At 65.8% G+C, this 23,158-nt stretch carries 30 protein-coding genes, 1 tRNA gene and 1 pseudogene; 9 read left to right on the forward strand and 23 right to left on the reverse strand.

What is annotated here, in order from left to right; all coding sequences use genetic code 11:
- Positions 1-67 precede the first annotated feature (67 nt).
- The 4 genes from F6X38_RS04120 (at position 68) to F6X38_RS04135 (ending at position 1,615) form a co-directional block, all read left to right on the forward strand.
- Positions 68-265 (forward strand): hypothetical protein, encoded by a 198-nt coding sequence (locus F6X38_RS04120; RefSeq protein WP_150968261.1) that lies wholly within the window; start codon positions 68-70, stop codon positions 263-265.
- A 172-nt stretch (positions 266-437) separates the two neighbouring features.
- Complete coding sequence (locus tag F6X38_RS04125) at positions 438-917, forward strand: MarR family winged helix-turn-helix transcriptional regulator (protein WP_150968262.1); 480 nt, start codon at positions 438-440, stop codon at positions 915-917.
- 144 nt (positions 918-1,061) lie between these two features.
- On the forward strand, positions 1,062-1,322 hold the full coding sequence (locus F6X38_RS04130; protein WP_150968263.1) for a hypothetical protein: 261 nt from the start codon (positions 1,062-1,064) through the stop codon (positions 1,320-1,322).
- 95 nt (positions 1,323-1,417) lie between these two features.
- Positions 1,418-1,615: a hypothetical protein gene (locus F6X38_RS04135; RefSeq protein WP_150968264.1), complete on the forward strand. Its 198-nt coding sequence runs from the start codon at positions 1,418-1,420 to the stop codon at positions 1,613-1,615.
- Between the two features lie 494 nt (positions 1,616-2,109).
- Here F6X38_RS04135 and F6X38_RS04140 read toward each other — a convergent pair whose 3' ends face one another.
- The 3 genes from F6X38_RS04140 to F6X38_RS24190 are packed head-to-tail and all read right to left on the reverse strand — an operon-like array spanning position 2,110 to position 3,882.
- Positions 2,110-2,439: a hypothetical protein gene (locus F6X38_RS04140; protein ID WP_150968265.1), complete on the reverse strand. Its 330-nt coding sequence runs from the start codon at positions 2,437-2,439 to the stop codon at positions 2,110-2,112.
- A gap of 4 nt (positions 2,440-2,443) precedes the next feature.
- Entirely contained in the window at positions 2,444-2,941 is a 498-nt protein-coding gene (locus F6X38_RS04145; RefSeq protein WP_150968266.1) for a hypothetical protein, read from the reverse strand.
- A complete protein-coding gene (locus F6X38_RS24190; RefSeq protein WP_150968267.1) occupies positions 2,941-3,882 on the reverse strand; it encodes a glycoside hydrolase family 108 protein in 942 nt (313 codons plus the stop codon). Before F6X38_RS24190 ends, F6X38_RS04145 begins: the two co-directional genes overlap by 1 nt.
- Positions 3,883-4,047: 165 nt before the next feature.
- Here F6X38_RS24190 and F6X38_RS23260 point away from each other — a divergent pair, with 165 nt between their 5' ends.
- On the forward strand, positions 4,048-4,218 hold the full coding sequence (locus tag F6X38_RS23260; protein WP_161992611.1) for a hypothetical protein: 171 nt from the start codon (positions 4,048-4,050) through the stop codon (positions 4,216-4,218).
- 765 nt (positions 4,219-4,983) lie between these two features.
- Here F6X38_RS23260 and F6X38_RS04155 read toward each other — a convergent pair.
- The 18 genes and pseudogenes from F6X38_RS04155 to F6X38_RS04235 all read right to left on the reverse strand — a co-directional run bounded on the left by F6X38_RS04155 (position 4,984) and on the right by F6X38_RS04235 (position 20,308).
- Positions 4,984-7,413 (reverse strand): hypothetical protein, encoded by a 2,430-nt coding sequence (locus F6X38_RS04155; protein WP_150968268.1) that lies wholly within the window; start codon positions 7,411-7,413, stop codon positions 4,984-4,986.
- 75 nt (positions 7,414-7,488) lie between these two features.
- Entirely contained in the window at positions 7,489-8,433 is a 945-nt protein-coding gene (locus F6X38_RS04160; RefSeq protein WP_150968269.1) for a hypothetical protein, read from the reverse strand.
- A 4-nt stretch (positions 8,434-8,437) separates the two neighbouring features.
- Positions 8,438-8,854: a DUF4376 domain-containing protein gene (locus F6X38_RS04165; RefSeq protein WP_150968270.1), complete on the reverse strand. Its 417-nt coding sequence runs from the start codon at positions 8,852-8,854 to the stop codon at positions 8,438-8,440.
- On the reverse strand, positions 8,851-9,258 hold the full coding sequence (locus tag F6X38_RS04170) for a hypothetical protein (protein ID WP_150968271.1): 408 nt from the start codon (positions 9,256-9,258) through the stop codon (positions 8,851-8,853). Before F6X38_RS04170 ends, F6X38_RS04165 begins: the two co-directional genes overlap by 4 nt.
- A 4-nt stretch (positions 9,259-9,262) precedes the next feature.
- Positions 9,263-9,613: a hypothetical protein gene (locus F6X38_RS04175; RefSeq protein ID WP_150968272.1), complete on the reverse strand. Its 351-nt coding sequence runs from the start codon at positions 9,611-9,613 to the stop codon at positions 9,263-9,265.
- Positions 9,613-10,047 carry a hypothetical protein gene (locus F6X38_RS04180; protein WP_150968273.1) on the reverse strand — a complete coding sequence of 145 codons (435 nt, stop codon included), beginning with the start codon at positions 10,045-10,047 and terminating at the stop codon, positions 9,613-9,615. Before F6X38_RS04180 ends, F6X38_RS04175 begins: the two co-directional genes overlap by 1 nt.
- Positions 10,044-10,475, reverse strand: coding sequence for a hypothetical protein (locus F6X38_RS04185; protein WP_150968274.1), 432 nt, complete (start codon positions 10,473-10,475; stop codon positions 10,044-10,046). The genes F6X38_RS04180 and F6X38_RS04185 overlap by 4 nt, the downstream gene beginning before the upstream one ends.
- Positions 10,468-13,131, reverse strand: coding sequence for a phage tail protein (locus F6X38_RS04190; RefSeq protein WP_150968275.1), 2,664 nt, complete (start codon positions 13,129-13,131; stop codon positions 10,468-10,470). Before F6X38_RS04190 ends, F6X38_RS04185 begins: the two co-directional genes overlap by 8 nt.
- Before the next feature lie 3 nt (positions 13,132-13,134).
- A complete protein-coding gene (locus tag F6X38_RS04195; protein WP_150968276.1) occupies positions 13,135-13,536 on the reverse strand; it encodes a DUF6950 family protein in 402 nt (133 codons plus the stop codon).
- Positions 13,533-14,108, reverse strand: coding sequence for a DUF2163 domain-containing protein (locus F6X38_RS23620; RefSeq protein WP_202617926.1), 576 nt, complete (start codon positions 14,106-14,108; stop codon positions 13,533-13,535). Before F6X38_RS23620 ends, F6X38_RS04195 begins: the two co-directional genes overlap by 4 nt.
- Positions 14,105-14,719 (reverse strand): hypothetical protein, encoded by a 615-nt coding sequence (locus F6X38_RS04200; protein WP_150968277.1) that lies wholly within the window; start codon positions 14,717-14,719, stop codon positions 14,105-14,107. The genes F6X38_RS23620 and F6X38_RS04200 overlap by 4 nt, the downstream gene beginning before the upstream one ends.
- A 6-nt stretch (positions 14,720-14,725) precedes the next feature.
- Positions 14,726-15,259 (reverse strand): hypothetical protein, encoded by a 534-nt coding sequence (locus F6X38_RS23625; RefSeq protein WP_202617929.1) that lies wholly within the window; start codon positions 15,257-15,259, stop codon positions 14,726-14,728.
- 79 nt (positions 15,260-15,338) lie between these two features.
- A pseudogene (locus F6X38_RS24195) lies at positions 15,339-16,022 on the reverse strand (head maturation protease, ClpP-related); the annotation flags it as partial.
- The gene (locus tag F6X38_RS04215; RefSeq protein ID WP_150968278.1) at positions 16,003-17,304 is read right to left on the reverse strand and encodes a phage portal protein; all 1,302 of its coding nucleotides are present in this window, start codon (positions 17,302-17,304) and stop codon (positions 16,003-16,005) included. The pseudogene F6X38_RS24195 and the gene F6X38_RS04215, both read right to left, overlap by 20 nt.
- Positions 17,301-19,001 carry a terminase large subunit gene (locus tag F6X38_RS04220; protein ID WP_150968279.1) on the reverse strand — a complete coding sequence of 567 codons (1,701 nt, stop codon included), beginning with the start codon at positions 18,999-19,001 and terminating at the stop codon, positions 17,301-17,303. The genes F6X38_RS04215 and F6X38_RS04220 overlap by 4 nt, the downstream gene beginning before the upstream one ends.
- Complete coding sequence (locus F6X38_RS04225; protein ID WP_150968280.1) at positions 19,001-19,507, reverse strand: hypothetical protein; 507 nt, start codon at positions 19,505-19,507, stop codon at positions 19,001-19,003. The genes F6X38_RS04220 and F6X38_RS04225 overlap by 1 nt, the downstream gene beginning before the upstream one ends.
- 187 nt (positions 19,508-19,694) lie before the next feature.
- The gene (locus F6X38_RS04230; protein ID WP_150968281.1) at positions 19,695-19,940 is read right to left on the reverse strand and encodes a hypothetical protein; all 246 of its coding nucleotides are present in this window, start codon (positions 19,938-19,940) and stop codon (positions 19,695-19,697) included.
- Complete coding sequence (locus tag F6X38_RS04235; RefSeq protein ID WP_161992612.1) at positions 19,937-20,308, reverse strand: HNH endonuclease; 372 nt, start codon at positions 20,306-20,308, stop codon at positions 19,937-19,939. Before F6X38_RS04235 ends, F6X38_RS04230 begins: the two co-directional genes overlap by 4 nt.
- A gap of 238 nt (positions 20,309-20,546) precedes the next feature.
- On the opposite strand from F6X38_RS04235, the gene F6X38_RS04240 reads away from it, so the two are divergent.
- Both F6X38_RS04240 and F6X38_RS04245 read left to right on the forward strand, forming a co-directional pair.
- Complete coding sequence (locus F6X38_RS04240; RefSeq protein WP_150968283.1) at positions 20,547-20,801, forward strand: helix-turn-helix domain-containing protein; 255 nt, start codon at positions 20,547-20,549, stop codon at positions 20,799-20,801.
- A gap of 69 nt (positions 20,802-20,870) precedes the next feature.
- A complete protein-coding gene (locus tag F6X38_RS04245; protein ID WP_150968284.1) occupies positions 20,871-21,059 on the forward strand; it encodes a hypothetical protein in 189 nt (62 codons plus the stop codon).
- An 80-nt stretch (positions 21,060-21,139) separates the two neighbouring features.
- Here the strand turns inward: F6X38_RS04245 and F6X38_RS04250 are convergent, their stop codons facing one another.
- Positions 21,140-21,442, reverse strand: a complete 303-nt coding sequence (locus F6X38_RS04250; protein ID WP_150968285.1) for a hypothetical protein — start codon at positions 21,440-21,442, stop codon at positions 21,140-21,142.
- Positions 21,443-21,620: 178 nt separating this feature from the next.
- Positions 21,621-21,697, reverse strand: a tRNA-Met gene (locus tag F6X38_RS04255).
- A gap of 189 nt (positions 21,698-21,886) precedes the next feature.
- Between F6X38_RS04255 and F6X38_RS04260 the strand changes: the two genes are divergently transcribed.
- Both F6X38_RS04260 and F6X38_RS04265 read left to right on the forward strand, forming a co-directional pair.
- Positions 21,887-22,147: a hypothetical protein gene (locus F6X38_RS04260; protein ID WP_150968286.1), complete on the forward strand. Its 261-nt coding sequence runs from the start codon at positions 21,887-21,889 to the stop codon at positions 22,145-22,147.
- 226 nt (positions 22,148-22,373) lie between these two features.
- Complete coding sequence (locus F6X38_RS04265; RefSeq protein WP_281353047.1) at positions 22,374-23,039, forward strand: SLATT domain-containing protein; 666 nt, start codon at positions 22,374-22,376, stop codon at positions 23,037-23,039.
- Positions 23,040-23,158 lie beyond the last annotated feature (119 nt).

Below are 23,158 nucleotides of genomic sequence, written 5' to 3' on the forward strand. Positions count from 1 at the left end.
GCGGCGTGACTTCCTTGACGATCAGGATACGTTCTGCGTGGGCCTCAGAGCCCTTGGAGCCACGGTCATGATCCGCAATACCGCTCTCGCCTTCGCTTCCCTTGTCCTCCTGGCGACGCCGCCGTCATTCGGGGCCGAGCGCTGTCGTGACGCCAAGGGCCAGTTTATGAAGTGCCCCGCACCTGCGCCGGCGGCACCGAAGCACTGCAAGGACGCGAAGGGCAAGTTCGCCAAGTGCGGAACCAAGGGCGCGATGCCGATGTAAGGGGTGGCGTCGAGCACCCCTCAGCCATCGTGATGCAAACCTGCAGGATGACGCATCCGATCACCCTCCGGCCGTATCCGCGAACTTGTTGCTAGCTCGGTAGTCCGCCCTAGGTCGCTGTCGTCAGCCGGATGATTTCCGACCACTCGTGATAGGCGAAGGAACGTCAGCCATGGTGCGCAAAGACACCGGTGGCGTTCAACGCCAGGATCAAACGCTGGCTACGGATGCCACGCTCATTCCGCATCTGCTGTCGATCGCCAAATCGTTTCGACAACTCATCGACATCAACTTGGCGGAATGCGGTGTCGCCGCTGGACAGGATCAGTTTCTGCTCTGCCTAGCAGAAGAAGGCGACATGTCCGTTGTGGAGTTGGCGACACGACTGTCGGTCCGACCGTCCACTATCTCGAAGATGGCGGACATCCTCAGCCGGAAAGGTTGGGCGGAAAGAGGTATATATTCCGACGATCAGCGTCGCGTGCGCCTTCGACTAACCGATGAGGGCCGGGCCGTCGCGACCACGGTCCGGAACCTCCACGATCGGCTGGACCGCGAACTTTCGAAGGTAGTCGGCGAGGATCTTGCTCTCCTGCCGATCTTGAACAAAGTCGATCACGTTCTTTCGAAACGCCTTCGACGTTTGCGCTGATCTCAACCATACCCGGTGCAGCGCCGATGCGAGAGTTGCTGCGCCGACGCCTTGGTTTGGTTCGTTCCAGTTATCGATCCCCTTCGCTTGCAAGCTGCGGGCAAACTTGCCATCCGAGCGCTGAATACGTCGGAGGGCGACGCTGTGGAAATCGAGATGGTCGATACGGTCGAGACGATGGTGATCGTGGCTAAGGGATCTGATGGCAAGGTGCACGACCTGCATCGCGTCGTACATCGCTCGCGGTCGAAGGCATCAGGACCAGACGCGCCTTGGACAGATCATCGCGTCGTGTGGCTGACATCGACCGGAGTGGTGGCCGAGACCGAGGACGAGGCGACCTTTTTCATCGCTGAAGGCAACCTCACGCTGACCAAGCTGACGGAAATTCCGACGGTCGATTAACGCGTCGGAATGTGCGGCTTTTCGCGAACTTGAAGCGCCTCGGCTTCAACATATCCTCTGGCATCGCACCAGCGATGGCGTGAGTGGATGACTGCATGACGAATTCGTTCTACGTGATCCGCCGCTTCATCCCGGCGGGGGCGGGACACACCGTAGAGGACCTTGCCGAAACCGATGAGGACCAAGCTCTCTACGCTGCCAATTTCTGGGCCGACATCAGCATAGGCGTCAGAGTGCTACGACCAGACGGGACTGTGTTGAGAGAAATCGGTGACGTTCCGATGATGCTGTGATGGATACGAGAGATGGGTGAAAAGGGTATAGCGCTAGCTCGAGCGGCCGGCCGCTTCGTCGGCTCCGATCTCACGTGCGGCGCGAACATGTGCCCTTGGCAGCCGGGCACGCATCAACCGTTCCGTGATGCTTGGCTCGTTGGGTTTGGGGAAGGTCGCGTCGCTCGCCTCTGGTTCAAAGATGGGGACTGGCCGAAGATCGAGATTAGCCTCGCGGTTTTGAAAAAGGCGGTCGACTGACTGCCCGCACGGAATATTGTCAATGGACGGTTGAGTATTCAGTGCGCTACTAGTCCGCTGTCGACGATCCCGGAGGATCTGAGCCCCGAACGCCCCTCTGCGTCGATCGGCAGCGTCGCCTCCCCACAACGGCGACGCTGCCACCAAAAGAAAGCCCGCCACGGCGAACCGGGCGGGCGAGAGGGTTGGAGTGGCTCGTTAACGTGAGCTCTGATCGAAGGTTGCAGTGCGCGGATTGAGGAACCGTTAGCAGGTCAGCCATCTGGGCTCTTCGGCAATCGCTTCAGCAGTTCCTCGATCCGCTCGAAGCCGTCTTCCACCCGCTCGGCCTGCTCATGCCGCTCGCGATCGGCGAGAACGGCGAGCGAAGCGGCCATGCTTTCCTGCGCGATGGCCTGTCGGCGGAACAGCTCATCGCGCCGCTCCTCGGCCTCCTTCGAGACGAAGCCCGTTCCGAAGCCAGCGGTGATCGACACCGGATCCGGCGTCGACTTGCCGCCCGGCTTGCGGAAGTAGGCGATAACGACGGCGATGATCGACCCGACGAAGAAGGCGACGTTGAAGAGAATGTCCTTGTCGGGCACGACGTCATTCCTTGACCTGCAGTGCGAGGTAGTCGTCCACTCGCCGCGCCGCCCGTCCGCAGCGAAGCAGGTGGTAGAAGTCGAGGCCGAGCAGCACGGGATAGATCGCCATGCCGGTCGGGAACGTGCCGGACTGGTAGAGCCCGAGCGCAATCTGGAACCAGAAGCCGCAGGAGACGAAAGCGGCGAGCAGACGCAGGTGCGGCGATCGGCGGATGATGCCGTTGACCAACAGGACCAGGAGCCGGAAGCCACCACCGAACAGGAATGCAAGCTTCCAGGTGTCCTGCGACGCGAGGCTCGCCATCGCCGAGTAGGATGGGCCGTCGCGGAACAACGCCGGATTGAAGTGGAGGACGAAGGCGAGCAGGAACAGCATCGCGCCGCAGGCCCACTCGCTAACCCGCACGTCCCACGTCTCGCCGAGCGACGAGCGGATGTGCAGAAAGAAGGCGCGGATGGAGCGCGGCCGCGGCTCCGAGAGGTACTTCGTCTCCGGCATCACGATGCCCCCTGCCCCACCGCCCTCGCCAATCCGCCGGTCGCGACGTTGCCGGTCACGGCGTCGTCAACGCGGGCGATCTTGATTGCCTTCGCGTCGTGAGCCTTCCGCCAGTCGAGCCAGAACAGCACCACGGCGATGAAGACGAGACCGAGCGCGAAGGCGTAGAGCCACGGCGGGAGCGACTGCGCAAACGGCAGGAGACCGAGAAGGCCGCCGCCTTGGGCGACCTGCAGGACGCGGCTCCAGATGGTCTTTGCGATGAGGGCGTCGGACTTCTGGATCGTCCGGCTTCCCTCCTCCTTCAGGATCTTCTCGGCGATCTCGACCGGGCGGCCGGCGAGGTCGGGCCGCGCGATAGGCAGGGGCGGCAGGATCTCACCGGAGAGAGCCGGCGGCGCGGGCTCGACCGCGGGCGGCACCACCGGCTGCACGAGCATGATGTGCGCCTCGTCCCGCACGTCGGCAACGCGCTTCGTCCAGCCCTTGCCGAATGTCGGCCAGTCGCCGAGGCTCTTCAGGAACCGCATCCGCGCGTCGCAAAGCGCTTCGACGAGCTTCGTCGCGTCGTGCTGGGCGACGGCCGCCAGCGTTGCCGGACCGATCGCGCCGTCCGCCGGCGTGCCGACGATGGCCTGCAGGTACTTCGCCGCCCGGCTCGGGCCGGAGTTCACCGCGAAGTCGAACACCGCGTAGTCGAGCCCGTCGGGAAGCTGCGCGCCGGCGACGCGGTCCCAATACTCCCGGCGGTAGACGGTGCCGGCCTGCGCCGTGGTCAGCTTCTTCAGGTCGTCGACCGTGCCGTCCGGCTTCACGTAGGCGCGGAAGGTCGCGATCGTGACGCCCTTGTTCGTCGCACCGCCGTTGTCGGCAGGATGATCGCTGAACCCGCCCTCGTGGGCGAGCACAAGAGAAAGGCTGCGCTCGAAGTTGCGCTCCATGACGGTTCTCCTGGTCAAGAGGAAGCTCGGCACGGTCGCCGGGCTATGGTGAGCGTGGGAATTTTGCAGGGCTGACGCTGGGGCAGCGCGCAACCATCAGTTGGCTAGGCACTTTGGCTTGCGCACGGGCGGTCACGATCGCCTGCTGGGGTCTGGAGTGCTTGCATGAACGACAAAGGGTCGCCTAAGGCACCGATTGCCGAGGACGTCGGACGCTCGCGAAGGGACGTATTCGCCGCTCTGGGCATCGTGTCCCTTACGCTCGTCGTCCTGCTGGTCTGGTTCGCCGCGCTGGGGTGGTTCGCAGCCAGAATGGTGGCGATGGTCGTTTCCTGACCGCCGGTCAGTGCAAGTAGACCGAAAGGCTGAGGTCGAACGCCGCGAGCCAGACGATGATGGCGAGCGTCAGAACGACGATCAGCAGCTCGGTCGGCCTCAACCTTGTTTCCGACAACAGCGATCGGATCAGTGCGGGCAATCGGCTGAGCATGACCATCCTCTCGAGCAGAGCTACGGAGGGCGATCACGCTGAGATGCACCGGCGAATGCACGACAGGCCTCTCTAACGGACCGGCGTCTCGCGCCAGACGTCACTCGCGGTATGCGACGGCCGGTGGATCGTTCAAATGCGAGTTTCGGACGTGACGCAGACTTCAATCGGGTTTGGTAGCTCTGTCGACACGGGCGGAGTGGCTACCGCCTGGCAGAAGCCTCCGGTCGGGCCGTGAACCGTTGGCGGACCCGGCCGGAGGTCATCGCGACCTCCGGCGGCCGGTGGGTGGCTGGCCGTGGAAGTGCGGGTTGCGTTCAGCGCCGAGCACCCCACATCGGCGCGCGGGAGGCCGACGATTGCTGAGGAAACCCCCGCAGCAACGTCACCCCACCCTCCCCGGCGTCGCTGCGTCCCCGTGGCGGCGTCGTCAAACGCTTCGGTGCGACGGAGCCAGTGACATACCGTTAGGAATTGCGTGCTTCACTGAAGATGTGAGGACTACGCGTCACGTATCCTGACATCAACGGCGTCTCCGGCCCGTCCCCCTCCCAGGCAGGAGACGCCGTCCTTTCCAGCGGCGATGCGCTGCTCGTCGTGGAAGGCGGCCATCAGGCAACAGCCTTCAGCGCTGCCAAGGCCGCCGTATCGTTGGTGGCGATACGCTGCGCAGCGATCTCGCAACCCCAGCTCGGCTGATGGATGCCGTCTTCCGTCATGACGGCGCCGAGCGACTGGCCGGCTTCGAGGATGACGTCCCACTTGCCGGTCTCCGTCTCCGGCGTCGTCGCCCCGCCGAGTTCGGTCGCGCGGCCGAGATCGAGCACGCCAGCGATACCGAGCGGGTTGTTCGGCAGCGTCCGGTAGAACCGGTTGCACCAGGTGCGGAAGCTGGTGCCGGCGGAATAACCGCCGGCGTTGATCGTCTGCCACTCGGGCTGCGCCCACATCATATTGACCTTCGCCGTGCCGGTCGGCGCCGCGAGGCCCGTCGCGCGGGTCACGGTGACGAAGTTGCCGCTGATCGCCGTGACCGCGGCCGTGCTGCTGGCGTTCATCCCGCTCGGCGTCAGGCCCGCGATCCGGATGCGCGAGCCGACGAACATCTTCGCGGCGTAGCCGGCGGGCAGCTCGAGCGACAGCGCGCCGGTGGTCGCGTCGTAGCTGTAGCTCGTGACCGACGTCAGCGGGTTCGGCTCCTGGCAGTCCGGCGGGCAAGTCGGGGCGAACGGGACGTAGCCGGGCACGGCCGCGCGGCGGGCGCGGATATACTTCGCGAGCCCGCTGACCCAACCGATCGCGCTCGGCGCACCGGCCATGTCGTTCGGGCCGATATAGGTCCACTTCACCGCCGCACCGTCCGCGATGTTCGCGCCGGTGCCGTCCGGCGCCGTTGTGCCGCTGGTGCCGGCGGCGACGCACAGGAAGCCCTTGCCGTTCGCGAGCACCGTATCATCGAGCGCGTAGGGCGTGCTCGCAGCCCAGGCCGGCGCGTTCGCCCAGCCGACCTCGTTGTGCGGGTTAGGCTCGACGACCTTGATCTTGTCGCCGCAGGCCAACCAGTTGGTGAACTCGTCGCGGCGGCGCATGTTGTCGGCCACCATGCGGTAGCTGATGCGATCCGAGCCGCGCGACATGTTGGTGAGGGCGAGCCCGACCATGCGGCAGAAGCGGGCGAAGTAGCCCTTGTTGCCCTGCGCGTCGCCGCCGATGTCGCCGAAGGTGCCGGAGAACGAGCGGCCTTCGTTCGGTCCCTCGCCGAGCGAGTTCTCGTTGCACAGGATGTTCGGCGTGCCGGCCGGGGCATAGGAGCGCATGCCGCCGACGCGCAGCGACTTCGCTGTGCCGGTCTGCGAGCTGTCGTCGGCGGTAAAAGTCGTACGGGGCGTGGTGGCGTTGGCCTGGATGCGCGAGGATGTGCCGGCCGAATAGCCGCCGTTGCGGCCCATGAAGTTCGAGCCGCCGCCGGGCCGGCGGATGAGCTTGCTGGTGACGGCGCCGGAACGGCCGGGGATGCAGTCGTAGGGGATGTGCAGGCCGAACGGCGTGTTGGCCGGGATGTCGGCCGGCGCGGCGACGCGCCAGACGCCGAAGGTCTTCGCCTGTCCCGGCGTGTAGACCTCGCTGACCGAGCCGTCCGGCGTCAGGCAACGCGAGATGTTGGCGAGGAGCGCGGTCGTGGCGCTCGGGTTGTAGGGATACTCGAAGTTCAGCGCGAACTCGTAGGGGTCGGCAAGGTCGGTCTCGAAGACCGTAGCGTTGGCCGGCCGCTCCAGCGTCCAGTAGGGAATGCCGAACTCGAGGATATCGCCCTGCTTGATGTTCCACGGCACCGAATACTGGTCGCGCGGACAGTCCGACCACTGCGCCGCGCCGGTCGCGTCCTTCGTGTTGAACGGCGTCGTGCCGTAGGCGCCGGAGCGCAGGACGCGGCCCGCCGTAACCGTCAGACTAACAGCAAGAGGGCTCGCGCCCGCCGCGGTGATCGTGCCGGCGATCGTGCCGGCCGAGGCTGCGGTCAACCCAACGACGAGCTTCCAGCCGTTTGTCGCATCCCCGGCCACGGCGACGCGGCCGTCGTTCGGCGTGAACACCGGCGTCGCGCCGGCCGGCACGTTGGTGATGTTGCCGATCAGCGTGCCGGCTGCCGCACCGGCGATGAAGGTCGCAGCGGACAGGGCGAGGTTGATCAGCGGGCCGTATGGTCCGCCTCCATCGTAGCCGGCACGGAACGACAGGACGGTGTCCTTCGTGTCGCGGCCGTTGGCGCTCGTCGCCCGGACTTTGATATCGTAACGCGCGCCGAGCACCGCAGCACCCGCCCCTTTCACGATGGTGCTGCCAGAAAGCGCAAGCTGCGCCGGGACGTCGCCTACGGTCGTAAAAGTCGAGCCCGAGCCAAACGGATCGTCGAGCGTCGCAATCAGCGAACTGGCGGCGGCCGTGGCGACGAAGCGAGCGGCCGAGGCAGTGATCTCGCGGCCGACCGTCAGGGATTTGTCGAGGCCGGGGCTGTTCGGGCTGATGGTCGTGGTCGTCATGTGCGGCGATCCTTTGCGGACATGAAAAAGCCCGCTCGAAGCGGGCGGTGATGGTCAGGGGGTGGATGGGCCGGATCAATTCATGCCGTAGAGCGCGTAGTTCGCCTGGCCGATGTTGCCGGTGTCGTAGAGCAGCCCCAGGCGCGTCGCCTTGGCGCTGGATGCGACCGCCTGGCAGAACAGGTCGAGGCGCTGCCGCAGGCTGTTGCTCGACAACTGGTGAACCGTCGTCGCCTTCAACCAACTGTACCAGCCGTTCGAGCTGGTGAGGTCGATCTCGCAGATGCCGTTCGAGCCGGCGGCGTTCTGTCCACCGGACATGACGAAAGACGACGAGCTGCCGCTGGTTCTGCCGCCGGTCCCGTCCGAAAGCGCGTAGTCGCCGCCGTAGACGTAGTTTCCGGCCGACGAGGCATATCCCGATCCATAATCGAGCACGGCGCAGAGCGACCGCCCGACCGTCGCCGGCTGGAAGTTGTCCAGGACGATCTTGTACTTCCGAAAGCCCGGATCGAGCGGGAGATCGAGTCGGGCCGTATTCAGCGCCGTGCCGCTCGCCAAGAGCTTGCCGACCGGTGCCAGCCCGAGCGTCACCAGAGCGGCGGCCGCATTCGCGTCGTCGAGAAGCGTCTTGGCAAAACCCGACACGCCGAGAGTTGCCAGCACCGTTGCCGCATCCGGGTCGTCGAGGAGAGTTCGAACGAAGGGTGAGACATCGTCGGAGAGCGTGGCGACGAGATCGGCGAGCAGCCGGTTCGACCGGATCGCGTCGGCGACGTCGGCGCGACCGAGCGAGATGGAATAGGCCTGCGTCGCCCCGGCCATCGCCGCCGGCGCCGGATAGTCGAGCGTCAGATGCGTGTCGTCCTCGACGGACGCGATCGGGATCGACAGGCCCTTCACCGAGAGGGTGCCGCCGGCGACGAGCGCCAGCGCCCAGGCGGTGCCCTGCCCGGTGACGACGGCACTGCCGCTTACGACCGAACAGGTACCGGATTTGTAGGTCGGCTGGATCGGCATCGCGCTATTCCTGCCACCAGCGGTCGGCTGCATAATCCCAGGGGATCGGCTGCATGTCCTTCAGCGTCCGCGCCGCGAAGGTGTGCGCCTGCTTGGCGGCGGCGGCGGCGCGACCGAGCGCGATCACTGCGGCCGGACCAAGTGGCACCAGCGAATTGTCCTCGGCGATCCAGCGGAACGGCACCGGTTGGCCATCGGCGTCGACCTGATCGTTCCAGAACGGATCGTCGAGCGCCTTGCCGCCGGTCAGGATGGCAAGCGCGGCGAGCTGCGCTGCGCCGGCGATGTTCTCGCGATCGCCGGGTCGCGTCTGGAACCGAAGACCCTGGAACACGATACCGCCGTCGATGCGCCGATCGCGCTCGGCGTCGACTTCGGCGCCGGTCGACGCCGGTAGAGCTTCGTCGAGAAAGATCGTCATGCCTCGGCCTCCACGGTGACGGACCAGTCGACGAGCGGCCAGTGCTGCAGCTGGATCAGGAACGTGCCCGGCCGGCGCGAACGGATCTCGATCGAGCCGCCGGCGACGTCGCGCGGCATGCCATTGATCAGGAGGGCGCACGGGTCCGGCAGGCCGGAAAGCACCGCCGCATCCTCGCCGTCCGCCCGGATCACCGTCCGGTCGATTGCCGCGGAACACGTCGGCCGGGGGACGAGTGCGTCCTCGGCGTCGAGATAAAGGAGGTGCAGGTCGCCGGAGAGTTCGGCTTCGTCGACCTCGACGACGCGGAGCCCGGCATTTCGCAGGACATCGGCGTAGCCATCCGGCACCGGATCGTTCACGGTCTGCTGGATCTGGCCGGAGGCGAGCGCTGCGATCAGCATGGGATCAGGCCTTTTCGGTGAAGAGGACGTAGCGGACCGTCTGCGCCACCGAGGTCGGCGCGATGTCGATCCGGAAGGAGTTGCCGTCGAGCGTGTAGATCGAGCAGCCGGCGATGCCCTGACCGCCCTGCGGCTGCGGAATGTAAGCGACCGCCAGGTAGAGCCCGGCCGCCGGAGGCGTGACGATCGCCGCCTGGTTCGTCCCGGCTTGGACGACGACGAGGCCGGTGAGATAGGCCTTCATGGTCCGCATCGCCTCGTGGAAGGCCATGCGCTCGATTCCGTCAGTCTTCGCGTCGAAGCCCGGCAACGCGATGCGGAAGTATCCCGGCCCCTGGGCGAAGCGGCAGGTCATCAGTTCAACACGTGATAGTGTCCGCCGCCGCCGCGCGACTCGGCGTGGCCGACGAAGACGTACAGGCCCTCCAGCTCGTAGCGGTCGCCGCGGAAGCGGTTCTTCGACATGCCCGGCACGATGCGAACCGTCTGGCCTTCGAGCGCGATGTCGAGCCAATAGGTGACGTACAGCAGCGGCAAGGCTGCATAGGCCTTGTCGAGGTAGACGGTCGCCGCGACGTTGATGATCGAGGTCTCGTAACCGGCGGTGTCCTCGACATGGCTTTCGTCGACGGTGAAGGAGAACCGGCCGGAGGCGACGACGCGCTTCAACTGCTGCCCGTCCGTCAGGACGAGCCGGGTGTAGAGCGCCGTGTCGACGTCTTCGCCGGGCTTCGAGAACATGAAGCCGAACTGGCCGCCGCCGAAATTGCCCGCCTTCAGCCGTTTCATTGCCCGAAGATCCAGTAGGCGTAGTGAGCGCGGACGTAGTCGCTGCGGTCGGCCTCCGGTCGCTTCGCCCGCTTGAAACGCATTTCGGAGACGTTGAGGAAGGCGTAGCCGTTCGCCCCGAAGATCGGCACCTCCATGTCGGTCGGTCCGTTGTAGGAAGCCGGCGCGACAGCGCGGAACAGGCAGTAGGACTGCTGGTCGAACGCATAGGGCAACGGGATGACGTAGTCGGCGGCGGAATCGGTGGTGTTCGCCCCGGAGCTATTCGGCGCGGACGGATCGAAGTAGAAGCCGCTGAGGATCAGCCGGCCGGAGAAGAACCGGTCGGAGTCGAACACCTTCTGCTCTTCCGGCAGGTTCGGCGCGACCTCGACGCCGGCGACCGAAACGATCAGCCGCCCGGCGCTGTAGAGGGTGCGCCTAGTCATAGAGCTCGATCGTGCCGTTCGAGCCGTTGATCACCATCTTACCATTGTCGGAGATCAGCTGCTGGAAGCGGCCGACCGCCAGCTTGACGACACCGCCCTGTACGACGAACGGCTGCGCCTGGTTTCCGACCGCGGCATCCGAGATGAACACCTTGTCGGCGCGCAAAAGAATGGTCGACGTCGTCGCGGTGGTGTCGATGTAGATGCCGGCTTCCTTGAAGCTGTCCGACGCCTTCGCCTTCGTCAGGATCGCGACGCGGCTCGACGCGCTGTTCGCACCGCCGCCGGCGATGACCTTGAACGAGATCAGCCCGGAGGCCGACAGGTCGCCGACTGTCGCCTGCACGCCGGTGACGGCATCGGCCGTGGCAGTGATCGTCGCGTCCTGGTTCGAGACGGTCGTCTGGAGCGAAGACAAAGCAGATGCCTGTCCGCTGACCGTTCCTTCCACGGTCCCGAGCCGGGACTGCACGCCGGTCAACGCTTCCGCTTGCGTCGTCAGCACGCCCTCGATGTTCGTGGTGCGCGAGGACAGCTGCGCGACGGCGGACGACGCCGCGGCGATGCCCGCGTTGGCGTCGGCGAGGCCCGTCTCGACGCCGGAGGTGCGCGTGGCGAGCGCATCGGTTTGCGATGCGCGGACCTTCTCCTCGTCGAGCAACCGCGCCGACACGCCGCCGAGATCGAGGAGTTGCTTGCCGGTGATCAGCGCGACGTTGACGGCGAGCGCCTGCAGCCGCTCCTCGAACTCCTCGAACATCTCCTGCCCGCCGGCGATGATGTCGCGGATTTCCTTCAAGTCGAGTTCGAGCTGGAACGCCAGGTCTTCGGCGAGCGTCGTCGCCGACCACTGCCGCGACCACACCGTGTCGCGCGGCGGGCTGGTGACGACGGACGCCTGCGCCGTGTACTGCGTCACCGGCAGGACGCCTTCCACAAGGAGGATATAGGGCTGCGCGACCGAGACGCGCTTCTCCAGAACGACGCTCGGGTCGCTCGTCTTCCAGTACTGCACCCGAACCTCGGTGACGGTCAGGTCGTCGATCGCATCCCACTGCGCCTGCAGCGCCGGGTAGACGCGGCCGTTCTCGGCCGTCACCGACGTGGCGACGAGGAGAAAGTTCTCGACGGTCAGGGTGTAGACCGGGCCGGCCGGCGGCGTGCGCGGCGTCACCTCCGGGATGCTGACGCTGCCGTCGTAGATGCCGCTGCCGACTTCCTGCAGCGTCAGCGACACATTGCGCGCGCCCTGCGGCCCGAGCGGCGCGAGGCTGCGCCCCACCACCTGCCAGACGCGGTTGCCGCGCCGCGCCGAGTCCCAGCGAATCCAGTCGCCGATCTCCAGCGCGATCCAGCGCGGCCGCACGACGATCTGCGCCGACGCCTGGTAGCGGTTCTGCCTGATCGCGGTCTCGGCCAGCCGCACGGCTTGGCTTTCGTCGGAGACCGCCTCCCAATCCAGTTGGACGGCGTGCCGTTCGCGGTCGGCGGCGAGCGCCAGCGCATTCGAAACCGGCTTGTAGGCGGTCGACGACCAGAGGTCCGCCGGCGAGTTATAGGAGCCGAAGACGCCGTTGATCAGCTCGGAGCGCGAGCGCTTCGCCCGGAAGGTGTGACGCTCGCCGACGATCAGGTCCGCGTCGGTCAGCGTCGCGACGGTCGCCTGGTTCGCGCCGACGATCGGCTGATCGCCGTCGACCTTCTCGACCAGCATCGCGCCGGCGGCTTCGAGGATCGGCTCCAAGTTGTCGCGATGCGTCACGCCATCTGCCGCCGTGACGAGACAGCCGGAGCGGTAGCGCGCCGCACCGTCGACCGGCTCGTCGCAGACGTTCGCCGCCGCCATCCAGGCCGACGAAGGCAGGTCGGTCGCCGGCATACCCTTGCCGATGATCAATTCACCCGCGACGGTGAAGCCGCGCTCGTAGCAATAGGCCTGCACGATCGGGTTCGTCCCGACGCCGTCGCCGAACTGCCAGGTCGACTGATCGTCCCAGCGATGCGAACCGGAGCCGCCGGCCGTCGTGTCCCGCCGGACATCGTAGAGCGGCGCGCCGCGGCACTCGAAGAGCACCTGCGGAAACGAGTTCATCTTCTGATCGTCCCACTTCGCGGTCACGATCGCGTAGGCGACGCCGGCGAGCCGATGCGCGGCCGTCCAGCGGCCGTTCGGGTTGGCGGTATCGATCAGGAACGGATCGGCGGCCTGGTCCGGCAGGCCGAGGACGATCTTGACCCACAACAGGTCCTCGAAATCGCCGAGCACCTTCACGCCACGGTCGCCGTCCGCCGGGCCGAGCGCGGTGTACTCGCCGTTCACGGCCAGCCGTTCGAGCCCGTCGATGCGGAAGTCCGACAGTACGAAGACCTTGCTGATGTACTTGTTCGCCTTGCCGTAGGTGTTCGTGTAGACGTCGTGCCCGGCGACAGCGAACAGGCCGAGGCCGATCTCGCGCGGCTGATCGGAGCCGTACTGGACGTCGAGCTTCGTCCCGCCAACGGTCTTGACCTTCGGCTTCTTCTGGAACGCCTTGGCCGCTAGCGATAGGCCGATCCCGACGATGGCGCGGCCGAACGCGCCGAGTCCGCCGAGGAACGAGGCGGCGCCCGCGAACGCCCCCGAGACGGCCGCGACGACAGGTGCGAGGACGGCCATCGGTCAGTCGATCCGGAAGGCGCGCGCGACCGCCGTCACCGGCTCGGCGATGATGCCGCGCTCGGCTTTCGACACGAAGCCTTGGCTGGTGAAGACGCCGGCGCAGATCTTGCCGTCCCGCTCGATCATGCCGATGTCGCCGCGCCGCGCCAGCGACGGCGGGCACTCCTCGAAGCGCGAGGCGCCGAGCGCCGCGAGGTCGTCTAAGCCCTTCCGCCGCAGCCACTTCGCCGCGCCGATCTCGCTACGGTAGCGGAACGGCCCGCCGAACGGCCGCTCGCCGGTGACGGCCGCGATGCAGTCGGTGGTCAGCACCGCGCAGTCTGAGACGCCCCAGCTGAACGGCAGCGCGACGTGCCGCTCGATCGCTTCGACGAGCGCCTGTTCCCAGCCGGCGACCCTCACTTCGGTTTCTCCCGGCCCCAGTATATCTCCTGCTTGCCGGCCACCTCGGCGTGCTCGAAGCCCTTGTCGCCGTCGAGGACGAGTTGCTGATCGGCGCTGGAGCGCATGCGGTAGCCCTCGCGGGCGTTGTCGAGCGCCCGGCTGCTGATCATCGCGACGAGGCCGGCTTCCGGCCCGTCCGTGTGCTCGATGGAGTCGACGTAGCCGCGATAGACCGGCTCGACGTGGACGATCGCGCGGCTGTCCGGATCGATGAAGACGTCCGAGATCGTCACCGGCCGCTGGTGGTAGTCTTCCTGCTCGATCGTCGCGAGCACCGCCGGCGTCAGCCCGTCGTCGGGGCTTTCGGCGAGGGTGATACGGAGCGGCTGCGCATCCATGCCGAGTTCGCCAGGAATGGCATCGACCTGCACGACGCCGCCCGGCAGATAGGTCTGGCCGCCGTAGGTCAGCGGTTCCGAGCCCGTCCAGAAGCCATAGGTGCCGGAGCCGAGATCGAAGCGCATCAGCCCGCGCATCGCGAGCGTTCCGGCGTCCATCTGCACGAGGACCTGCGGCGGCAGCGACCTCACAGCCGGCTCTCGATCAACTGGAAGGTCGCCGAGCGGACCGTCGCCGGATCCTCGCTCCATGACCCGGGGACCGGTCGCATCAGCAGTTCGATCCGGTCGAACAGCACCTGCGCGCCGGCGACGAAGGCGCGCGGCAGCGGCGGTTCGATCTCGACGGTGCGGGTCGAGCCGTTGCCACTCGTTTCGACGATCTGGCCGAGCGCGGTGAGCGCCCCCTGCTTGAACGACAGGAAGTCGCCCGGCGCGAGCACGAGCCCCGCCGCCAGTCCCCCGAGGCCGAGGATGTTGCCGCTCGCGATCGACGTCACATAGCCGGCGTCCGCTTCCGGCCCGCGGGCACATACGTGCGCCGCCGGGCACACATAGGCCGGATGACGATAGAGGACCGGTCGCAACCCCTCTCGCAGCGACTTCCACCAAGCCGAGACCGGCCGCATGCGCAGCTGATGGATCGCTTTCGTCGTGAGGCTCGCCGTCCAGGCGGGATCGGCGTATTCGACGACGTTCGCCAGGCGCTCGCCGCTGCGCGACGCCGAGACGAAACGCTGCAGTTCGGGCACCGGGATCGACGCCCAGGCGACGGCCGGCAGAGAGCGAGGCGTGGCGACCATGCTGGATCAGACGTGCTTTCCGGCGTAGCGGCGGTTCATCTGGACGTTGCTGACGAAGCGGCGGTAGCTGCCGCGGTCGTATTCCTTCAGCGCCGCCTGGATCTCGGCGCCAACGCCCTGCTGCGCGCCGCGCGCGTCGACGGTGATCTGCGGCGCATAGGTGGAGCCGCCCGACCTTGCACTGCCGGCCCGCACGGACGACGGCGGCGGCACGGCCCGCAAGGCGTCGTTCGGAATGATCGTGCCGTTGCCGGGCGCCTTCCAGAGTTCCGGCCCTTCCTCGCCGACGAGGTAAGTCTTGCCGCGCTTCACCGGCCCGCCGGAAGCGCGCGCGCCCCCCAGCAAGCCGCCGAGGAGATTGCCGAACAGACCGCCGCCACCGCCGCCGGAACCGCCCGTCGAGAATAGACTGTCGAGCGCGCTGTCGAGCAGCTTCTCGCCGATCTTCGAGAGGGCGCTGGCGAAGGCGTCGGCGGCGCTCTTGCCGTTCTTCAGGTCGTTGATGAAGCCGCCGAGGACATCGCGGCCGAGATCGGCCATCTCCTGCGCGTTGTCGCGGATCGGCGAAGCCGCGCTCGATGGCTTGGGAGCCCGACATGTATGTCTCAGCGTCCATCCACTTCGCGATGTCCTTTGCCTCGCGCTTGGTGCGCGCCGCGTAGAGATCGACCATCGCCTGATCGAACGGCTCCAGCCATTCGGCGGTCTCGGCCATGTCGTGCCGGTTGCCGATCGCCACGACCCAGCAGTTGTGAATCATCAGGAAGGATGCAGCGCCGATCTCGATGCGGTCGCCCGCCATCGCGATAATCGAAGCGGCCGACGCCGCCATGCCGAACACCTTGACGGTGATGTTCTGCGGATGCTCGCGCAGCACGTTGAAGACGGCGATCCCTTCGAACATGTCGCCGCCGGGCGAGTTGATTTGCACCTCAACGGGCCGGTCACCGATGGCGCGAAGCTGCGCCGAAACGCGCTTTGCCGTGATGCCGCCGCCCGACCAGTAATCCTCACCGATGACGTCGAACATCTGGATGACGTTGTCGCCGATCGTCGCCGCGCGGATGCCGGCCGCGTCGGCGCTCCAGCGGTCGAAGACGCTCGGCTGCGTCAGCGAATGCACGTCCTGCCGGACCGGCAGCGGCATTGCGCCGGGACGGGTTTCCGCCTTGACGCTCGGCACGGCGGAGCCGGGCTTCGTCGCGACGCCGCGCGGCGACTTGGCGGCGGTGGCCGTGCTCGTCGATGCGGGAACGCTCGGCGGACGCCGCCCGCCGGCCGGGTTACTCGTCGTCATCGTCATCGTCCTTCTTCGGAGCCGGTTTCGGCTTCGGCGCCTCGGGCGGCGGGTCGTCGCCGACGGGAGGCGCGATGCGGCGCGCGGTCATCGGGTTCGGGGCGATCGTGCGCGCCGGCAGGTCGAGCACGTCGCGGACTTCCTCGTAGTCGGTCCACGGCTGGTGCCCGCCGGCACCGAGCGCCTTCGCCAGGTATTCGCCCTGGTCCTTCATCGTGCCGCGCAAGAGCGCCGCCGGGTTGAAGCGGGCGTCGAAACGCTCCTTGTCCTTGTTCTCGAGCAGCGTCCGCTTGATCGCCTGCTGCCACATCTCGAACTGCGGCGAGAGGCCGAACGTCACGAAGAAGTTGCCGAGCGCTTCGATGCCCGAGCCCCAGCTCGTCTCGTCGACCATCAGAAGTGGCCGCGGCACACCGAAGACGCGGGCGATCTCCTCGACCTGCCGGCCGCGCAGCTCGTTCGCCTGCGCGTCCTTCGCCGACGTGGGCGGCACCTTGAACGTCGTGCCGCCTTCCAAGAGGGGCACCTTGCCGGCGTTGTTCGCGCCGCCGTAGTTCTCGTTGAACGAGGTGATCAGCCGGTCGAACGCTTCCTGCGTGAGTTCGCCGGGCGTCTCTAGGACGCCGCCGACGAAGGAGCCGCGCTCGTAGAGCCGACGAATGGCGAGGTCGACGTCCAGCGCGAGGCGGATCGCGTCGCGTGCCTGCCGGAGCGCCGACTCGCCGACGATGCCGTCGAACGACAACCCGCGCAGATGCAGGATGTCGGACACGCCGTAGGTGACGCGACCGCCAGACGGCGGGCTGTACTCGTAGACGATCTCCCAGGCGTCGGTCAGCTTCGGCTTCACCCGGTCGGGATCGAGCGGGATGAGCCGGACCGGCTTGCGCTTCCGATCGGCGCGGGAATAGTCGACCGACCAGACGACGAGCGCGTAGGCGTTGCCTTTCGTCAACGCCCGCATCTGCATCAGCGTCCGGAACTCGAAGGCCGTCTGCCAAGCGTTCGGCTCGCGATGCAGCAGCGCGAACAGCGGATGGTCCTTGGCCTTCTCCTTCGTGTCCGACTCGATCAGGTGCAGCGGCAACATGCCGATGACGTTCGAGATCAGCGTCACGCACCGGTAGACCGACGTGTTGCGCATCGCCTGGCGGACGTTCACCTCGCCGTCACCGAGTAGCCAGCCCTCGCCACGCAAGGTGGCGAGCACGATCGGCGTCGGGTCGAGCGGCATGAAGCCTTCGGCCCGCGGCTGCGAGCGCCCGAAGATGCGATCGATGATGCTCATCCGACGACGCGCACGCCGCGGGTTTCATAGGGCGAACGGCGCTTCGCTTCCGGGTTCCGGCTCATCAGCTGCACCGCATTGAAGAGGCCGATGAGCGGGTCGATCTTCGCCCGGCCCGCCGCCTGTTTCGTGATCAGGATCGCCGAGCCGCGCTGCTCGACCTTCGCGTTGCCGACGACCCACGCCATCATGCGCGAGCCCTCGTGCCAGAGCGTGCCGTCCTTCAGCTTCCGCTCGGCGCCGAGGATCGCGCCGTTCAACCGGAAGCCTTGCGGCACCGCGGCGACACGCTCGCCGGCGACGCCGATGCCGGACAGCGCGTCGACCATCGTCGGGATGCCGACCTGGTCGAGGCCGACCGCCCACTTCTCGGCGAGGATGCCGGCGGCGTCGAGCTGCGCGATGATCTCGCAAACGTCGTCGATATCCTGCGTCGGGCTCTTCGCGACGGTGAGCGTGCCTTCCTGCTCGAAGTCGCGCAGGTTGACGATGATGTCCTTTCGCCGCTCGAAGACGTCGTCGTGCGCCCAGGCGTGGTGCCAGGCGAGCCAGTCCTTCGTCGTCCGGCAGCGTCCGATGACGCCGAGGCCGAGAAGATCGTCGAGGCCGCCGCCGTCGACGCCGACCACCGCGACGTCGCAGCGTTGAATCACCGCCGCCAGCGTGATCGAGGTATCGGCCGCGCCCTCCCAATACTTGCCGCCGATCCAGCCGTCGGTGCGATAGCGAAGGCCGATCTCGACGTTAAAGTGCTGCGACGCCAGCAGCGCCAGCGCTTCCGCACCCTCTTCCTCCGCCTTCTGCAACTCGTCGGCCAAGTATTCCGGGTCGACCGACCGGCCGAGGTTCGGGTTGACCAGTCCCCAGTTCGCCCGGTCCTTCCAGCCGTCGTTCTCGGCGAGCGCGTCGGGCAACTCGTAGAGAACGGGCAGGAGCGGACGATTCAGTTCGCCGTCGCGAACTTTGCGAGCCGTCGCGAGCTCTGCCTTGAAGACGCCGGCCGGCGGCTCCTTCGACTGCGTCGTCGCCTGCATCAGGAAGCCATCCGGTCGCGCCGCAAGCGCGCCGCGGATCTCAACGAAGATGTCGGCCGCGTTCGATTTCTTGGCGAAGACGTGCGTCTCGTCGATGAAGGTGTAAGTCGCCTTGCCGCCGGTGATGACGTCGGTGTCGGCGGCCTTGATCTCCAGCGTCGCTCCGGTGCGCCGGTGCGTGATGGTGCGGATGTGCTTCTGCGGATGGAAGAGCTTCGCCAGTTCCGGGTCCGCCTGAATGATACCCCACGCCTGCTTGAAGGCGATGTCGGCGATCTTCTTCGTCGGCGCGATCAGCAGCGCCTCTGCCTCCGGCCTCCGGTTCAGGATCATGACCGTAACCATGATTGCGGCCGCGCCTGACGACTTCGAGTTCTTCTTCGGCACGAGAAGGAACACCTCGCGCAGCATTCGCCGGTTCGTTGCCGCGTCGTAGGCGCCGAACAGCGCGGCGACGATCGGGTGAAGCCAGTTCGTCCCAGCATCCAGCATCGTCGGCTTGCCGATCACGTCCGGCATGCGCAGCCGGTTGAAGACGCGGAGCGCCCGCGCCGCCTCTTCCTCGAACAACGGCAGGTCGGGGACCAACGTCCGTCCGGCCAGCAGGCGCGCGGGCCAGTCCTGGCATGCAGTCGACCAGGCGGTCGATGTGTCGGCGAGCATCAATTCAGCCGTGCGCTTCCGACGTCGAGGTCGTCGCCCCAATCGGTGCCGGCTCCGGCCGTCTCCGCCTCGCGCTTTGCCTGCTCTTTCTTGCCGAGCCTCGCCTCCGCTCTCGGCTTCGACTGCCTTTCGAACTCCGCCTCGGCACCGGCGACACGGCCGATCTCCTCGAGCTTCTTCTGAGCCGAAACGTTGCCCGACCGAGCGGACTGGAACATCAGGCCGATGACCTCTTTCCGCCGGTTCGCGTGACCGTTGTTCAGTTCGTCGACGAAGTGCTTGCGAAGCGTCGGCTCGGAAATGCCCAAGGATCGCGCGATCGTCGCGTCCGATTCGCCGCAGAACTTCATCTCCTCCACCGTTTGCCGTTCATCGAGGCTCGGTCGGTAGGCGGGCCGACCAACAGGTTTAGGCGACGGGCGAACACGGCGTTCTTTCGGCATCTCACGATCTCGAAATCTCTCGGGCGCGGAAAAAATCTCCGCATGTAGGGGCTGCCGGTGCATGCCGGCGCGGTCTCTCCGGACTTTCGGACCCCCTCCCGGCGTGACATTTCGGTCACACCCCGAGGGGCCGGCGGTCGAGGCGGGTGCGCGGGGTCTCGCTCGCGCGAAAAATCGAGCAGGGCACGGGGTTACGCCCCATAACTTTTCTACTCGTCGCGAGTTGGCGAGGTATCGCCGAATGCGTTCGCTACTCGCTCGAACCGACGAACAACATCACGGGAGGGTGCGCGGTGCCGAGCACGCGCAGGTGGATCGGCTCGCCGGACATGATGCGGGCGATCTCTTCGGGCATCGGCTGCCAGGCCGAGACCATCGCCGAGACGGCCGGCCCATCGACCGCGCAGTTGATCAACTCGTCGCGCAGCGGCAGGCCGATGTAGCCTTGGCTTTCGCCGATGACGCGGGTGCAGCCTTCGACCGTGGCGATGTTCATGTGACTCTTGCTCGCTTGGCCTTCGCCGTCTTGCGGTTGTGGCAAGGGATGCAGCGCAGGCGGATGTTCCCCGTATCAAAGTCGGAACCGCCGTCCTTCCGTTCATGGATGTGGTCGCCGATGATCCGGCCGCCGGCGCCGCAGTCCTCGCAGCGGTTGCCCCGCTCTTGCTTCACCTCGGCGACGAGGCCGCGCCAAGCGGGCGACAGGTAGAAGGGCTCGGCTTCCTTCGGCGGGGAGAGGACGCGGTTCGGCATCGCGCCGATCATCGGCGGCAGGTTCGCGACGCGTCCCATCTCGACCCCGGATGCGGAAACCCCGCCGAACCAAGGCTCGACGGGGTGAAAGTATTTGCGCAGTTTCTGCATATACCGCTTGCCGGATACGCACTTTCTGCGTACAAGCAAGGTGTCAGGCAACACCGCCTGACTGCAAAGGAGAAGGCCATGTCCTACGAGACAGCCAGCCTACTCCTCCAAGTCCTCTCCGTGATGGTGGCACTTGCGATGCTGATCATCACGCTGCGGAGAGGCTAGGAGCGGCCGGGGGGCCGTAAGGCTCCCCGGTTGCCTTAGCCGAATGTAGACCCAGCGGAGGTAACGAGCAATGCTTGCCACGACACCCGAACAGTTCATCGCTCTTCGCAAGCAGTTCGGCTACACGCAATCGACGCTCGCTGACCGGCTCGGCATGTCGTTGCGAGCAGTCCAAGACATCGAGAGCGGCAAGGCGAAAGTCCGGAAGGTACACTCCCTCGCGATGGATCGCATCGCGATCATGCGGGCCGCGTTCACCGGAGATGCGACGCTTCTCACAGAAGAAGCAGTGACCGACGTTCTTGCGCTCGGCGAGGTACTCTAGCCGAGCTACTTGCCACCGTGAGTCGTTTGCGCCGATTTTTGGTTCCATCTCGACTTCAGGAGGACGCCGATGAGTGACGAACAACGAGATCTCGCGAAAGCCCGTGTGCAGCACACCTTCGATATGCGGTTCGTGCCAGCCAGTATCGATCATCCTGGCGCTACCGCCGAGATGCGGTCGGCGAAGGCGCTCGAGTACATCGCTGCTCAGCTAGGCGAAATACGTGACCTCCTCGCAGAGCAGGCTCGGAAGAAGTGAACTTCGTTCAGATGAAGGTTGCCGGCCTTCTGTTCCAAGGCGGCCGGCGACCCCTCATGCTGGGGCGGTTGATCGCGCCCCTAACATCGCATGTGGAAGCCGCGCAGGCTCTGGCCGTCGGTCAGCATTGACATGTGGTAAGCGGGTGTCAGCGAGCCGATCTCGGCCGAACTTCGCACCGACGGCGCCTTGATCATCTGCCTGTTATCGACCGTGATCGCAGGCGTGGCGACGATGCCGATGTCGACCGGATCGTAGACGCGGAGCTCGTAACCCGCCGGACCGATGCGTTCGGTGGCGAAGCCAGGAGAGGCGAACGCGAAGACCGCCAGCATTATCGTGATGCAGGCAGCGAGAAGTCCTCGGAAGACCGAGCCTTTCATGTGCAGACCCTTTCTGCAGAACACCCGGTCGGGCCGGGAATGGCTACAGGACGAACGCTGCGAACTTCCACGCTAGGTTCATTTGGGCGCCGCAATGGCTCTTCGAGGCAGGATCGCATAACCGGCGAGCGCTCACCGATTTTCGCAAGCCCGTTCGCGATGGCGTCCGTCCTGATCTTGGTTGCAGAGGCCCGATTCGAACGGGCGACCTCGTGGTTATGAGCCACGCGAGCTACCGAACTGCTCTACCCTGCAGAACTCTTGCCGCTGTTCCCGATGGTGCCTTGCGGCGTCCGTCCATCGGCGAGGCTTCGGGCTTGCCGGCAGATCGCTCTGCCACTGCCGCTCGCGGCGCTCCTCGCTGGGATCTCGTCAGCCACCCATCCGATGGCGGTTTGCCTCCATCTGTCGACCTCCCATGTGGCCGCTGCAGAGGAGAACAGAATGAACCTTCGCTCCATCCTGATGGCGGCATCGCTCGGCGTGACCAGCTTCACGCTTTCCGCCTGCGTCGACGACGGCTACCGTCGAGGCTACTACGACGATCACCGGCGCATCTATCGAGATGACTACGACCGGGGATACCGGCGTTCCGAGTACTACAACGGTCGTAGACCATACTACCGACCGCGTTACCAATCGCGGCCTCGCTACCTCGGGCGGACACCGTTCCGCGTCGATTCCAGAGGTCGTCTGACCCGCTGAGCGATTACCGCTAGGCCGCCCGCCTGCCCTTCACCGCTCCGTGCGTCTCGAGCTCGTTCCAAGACAGCGCATCAGGGAATCTAGTCTTTAGGCGCAACCTCGGCTTGCGAACATCAAATTCCGATTGCTACGATGACATTACCGATTTGGCTTCGGATTCCGCCCCTTCCAGGGTCATGTGCGATCCTTGAGCGACCGGACTGAGAACTCGTTCGAGACGAAAACCGTGCAGCCGACTACCGAGACGGTCAGAAGTTCACATGAACAACTTCTTCGCGAAATGAAGCGCACGAAGGGCGCTCGTTTCAATGCATCAAAGCGTCTGGAAACTCGTGATCGAAAGCGCACCGCGACGACAGCTTATGCATCAGCGGCAGTCATCATCTTAACGTTGATCCCGGCATTCCTGCCAAGTCCACCTTTTATCGTGGGCGCAATCAATCTCACAACTGTAGCATTCTCGTTGCTGATCCTTGCATCATCCCTGCTGCAAACCTCATCAGCGGATCCAGTAAAGGCCGATCAGTTTCAAAGATGCGCTCTTGAGATCAACTCGCTGCGCAGAGAACTTAGAGGCCTTGTTGATTTCGACGAAGGAACTGTTGCTCGATACAGCGCGCGGTACGACGATATACTGCGCAGTTACAACATCAATCATGACGACGTCGACAACGAGAAGTATCGTCTCGAACACCCGGACGAGTTTCCAGCCTTTACGGCCGAAGAAGACAAGTCGGCTCGTCGAGATGTCAACAAGCAAAAGGCGGCGTTCGAATTGGCGACCTCAGCGATCATTTCGTTGACTGCCGGTATTGCGGCAGCAGCGGCAGCAGCGGCAAGCCCATTCGGTGAGAGGCTTGTAGAATTGGTCAAGCGTTTGCTCTCACAATAGCCGCTGATCGGCCGGCGGAACTACGCTGCTCTGCCGGGCGCCGACCACGCGCCAGATCCCGTTCTATCAGGATCTGGCGTGATTTCTGCCCTCTCATGTGCCACGTGTAAATCCGCTCC

The sequence above is a fragment of the Plantimonas leprariae genome, assembly GCF_008802405.1.
In the GTDB taxonomy this organism is placed as follows: Bacteria; Pseudomonadota; Alphaproteobacteria; order Rhizobiales; family Rhizobiaceae; genus Plantimonas; species Plantimonas leprariae.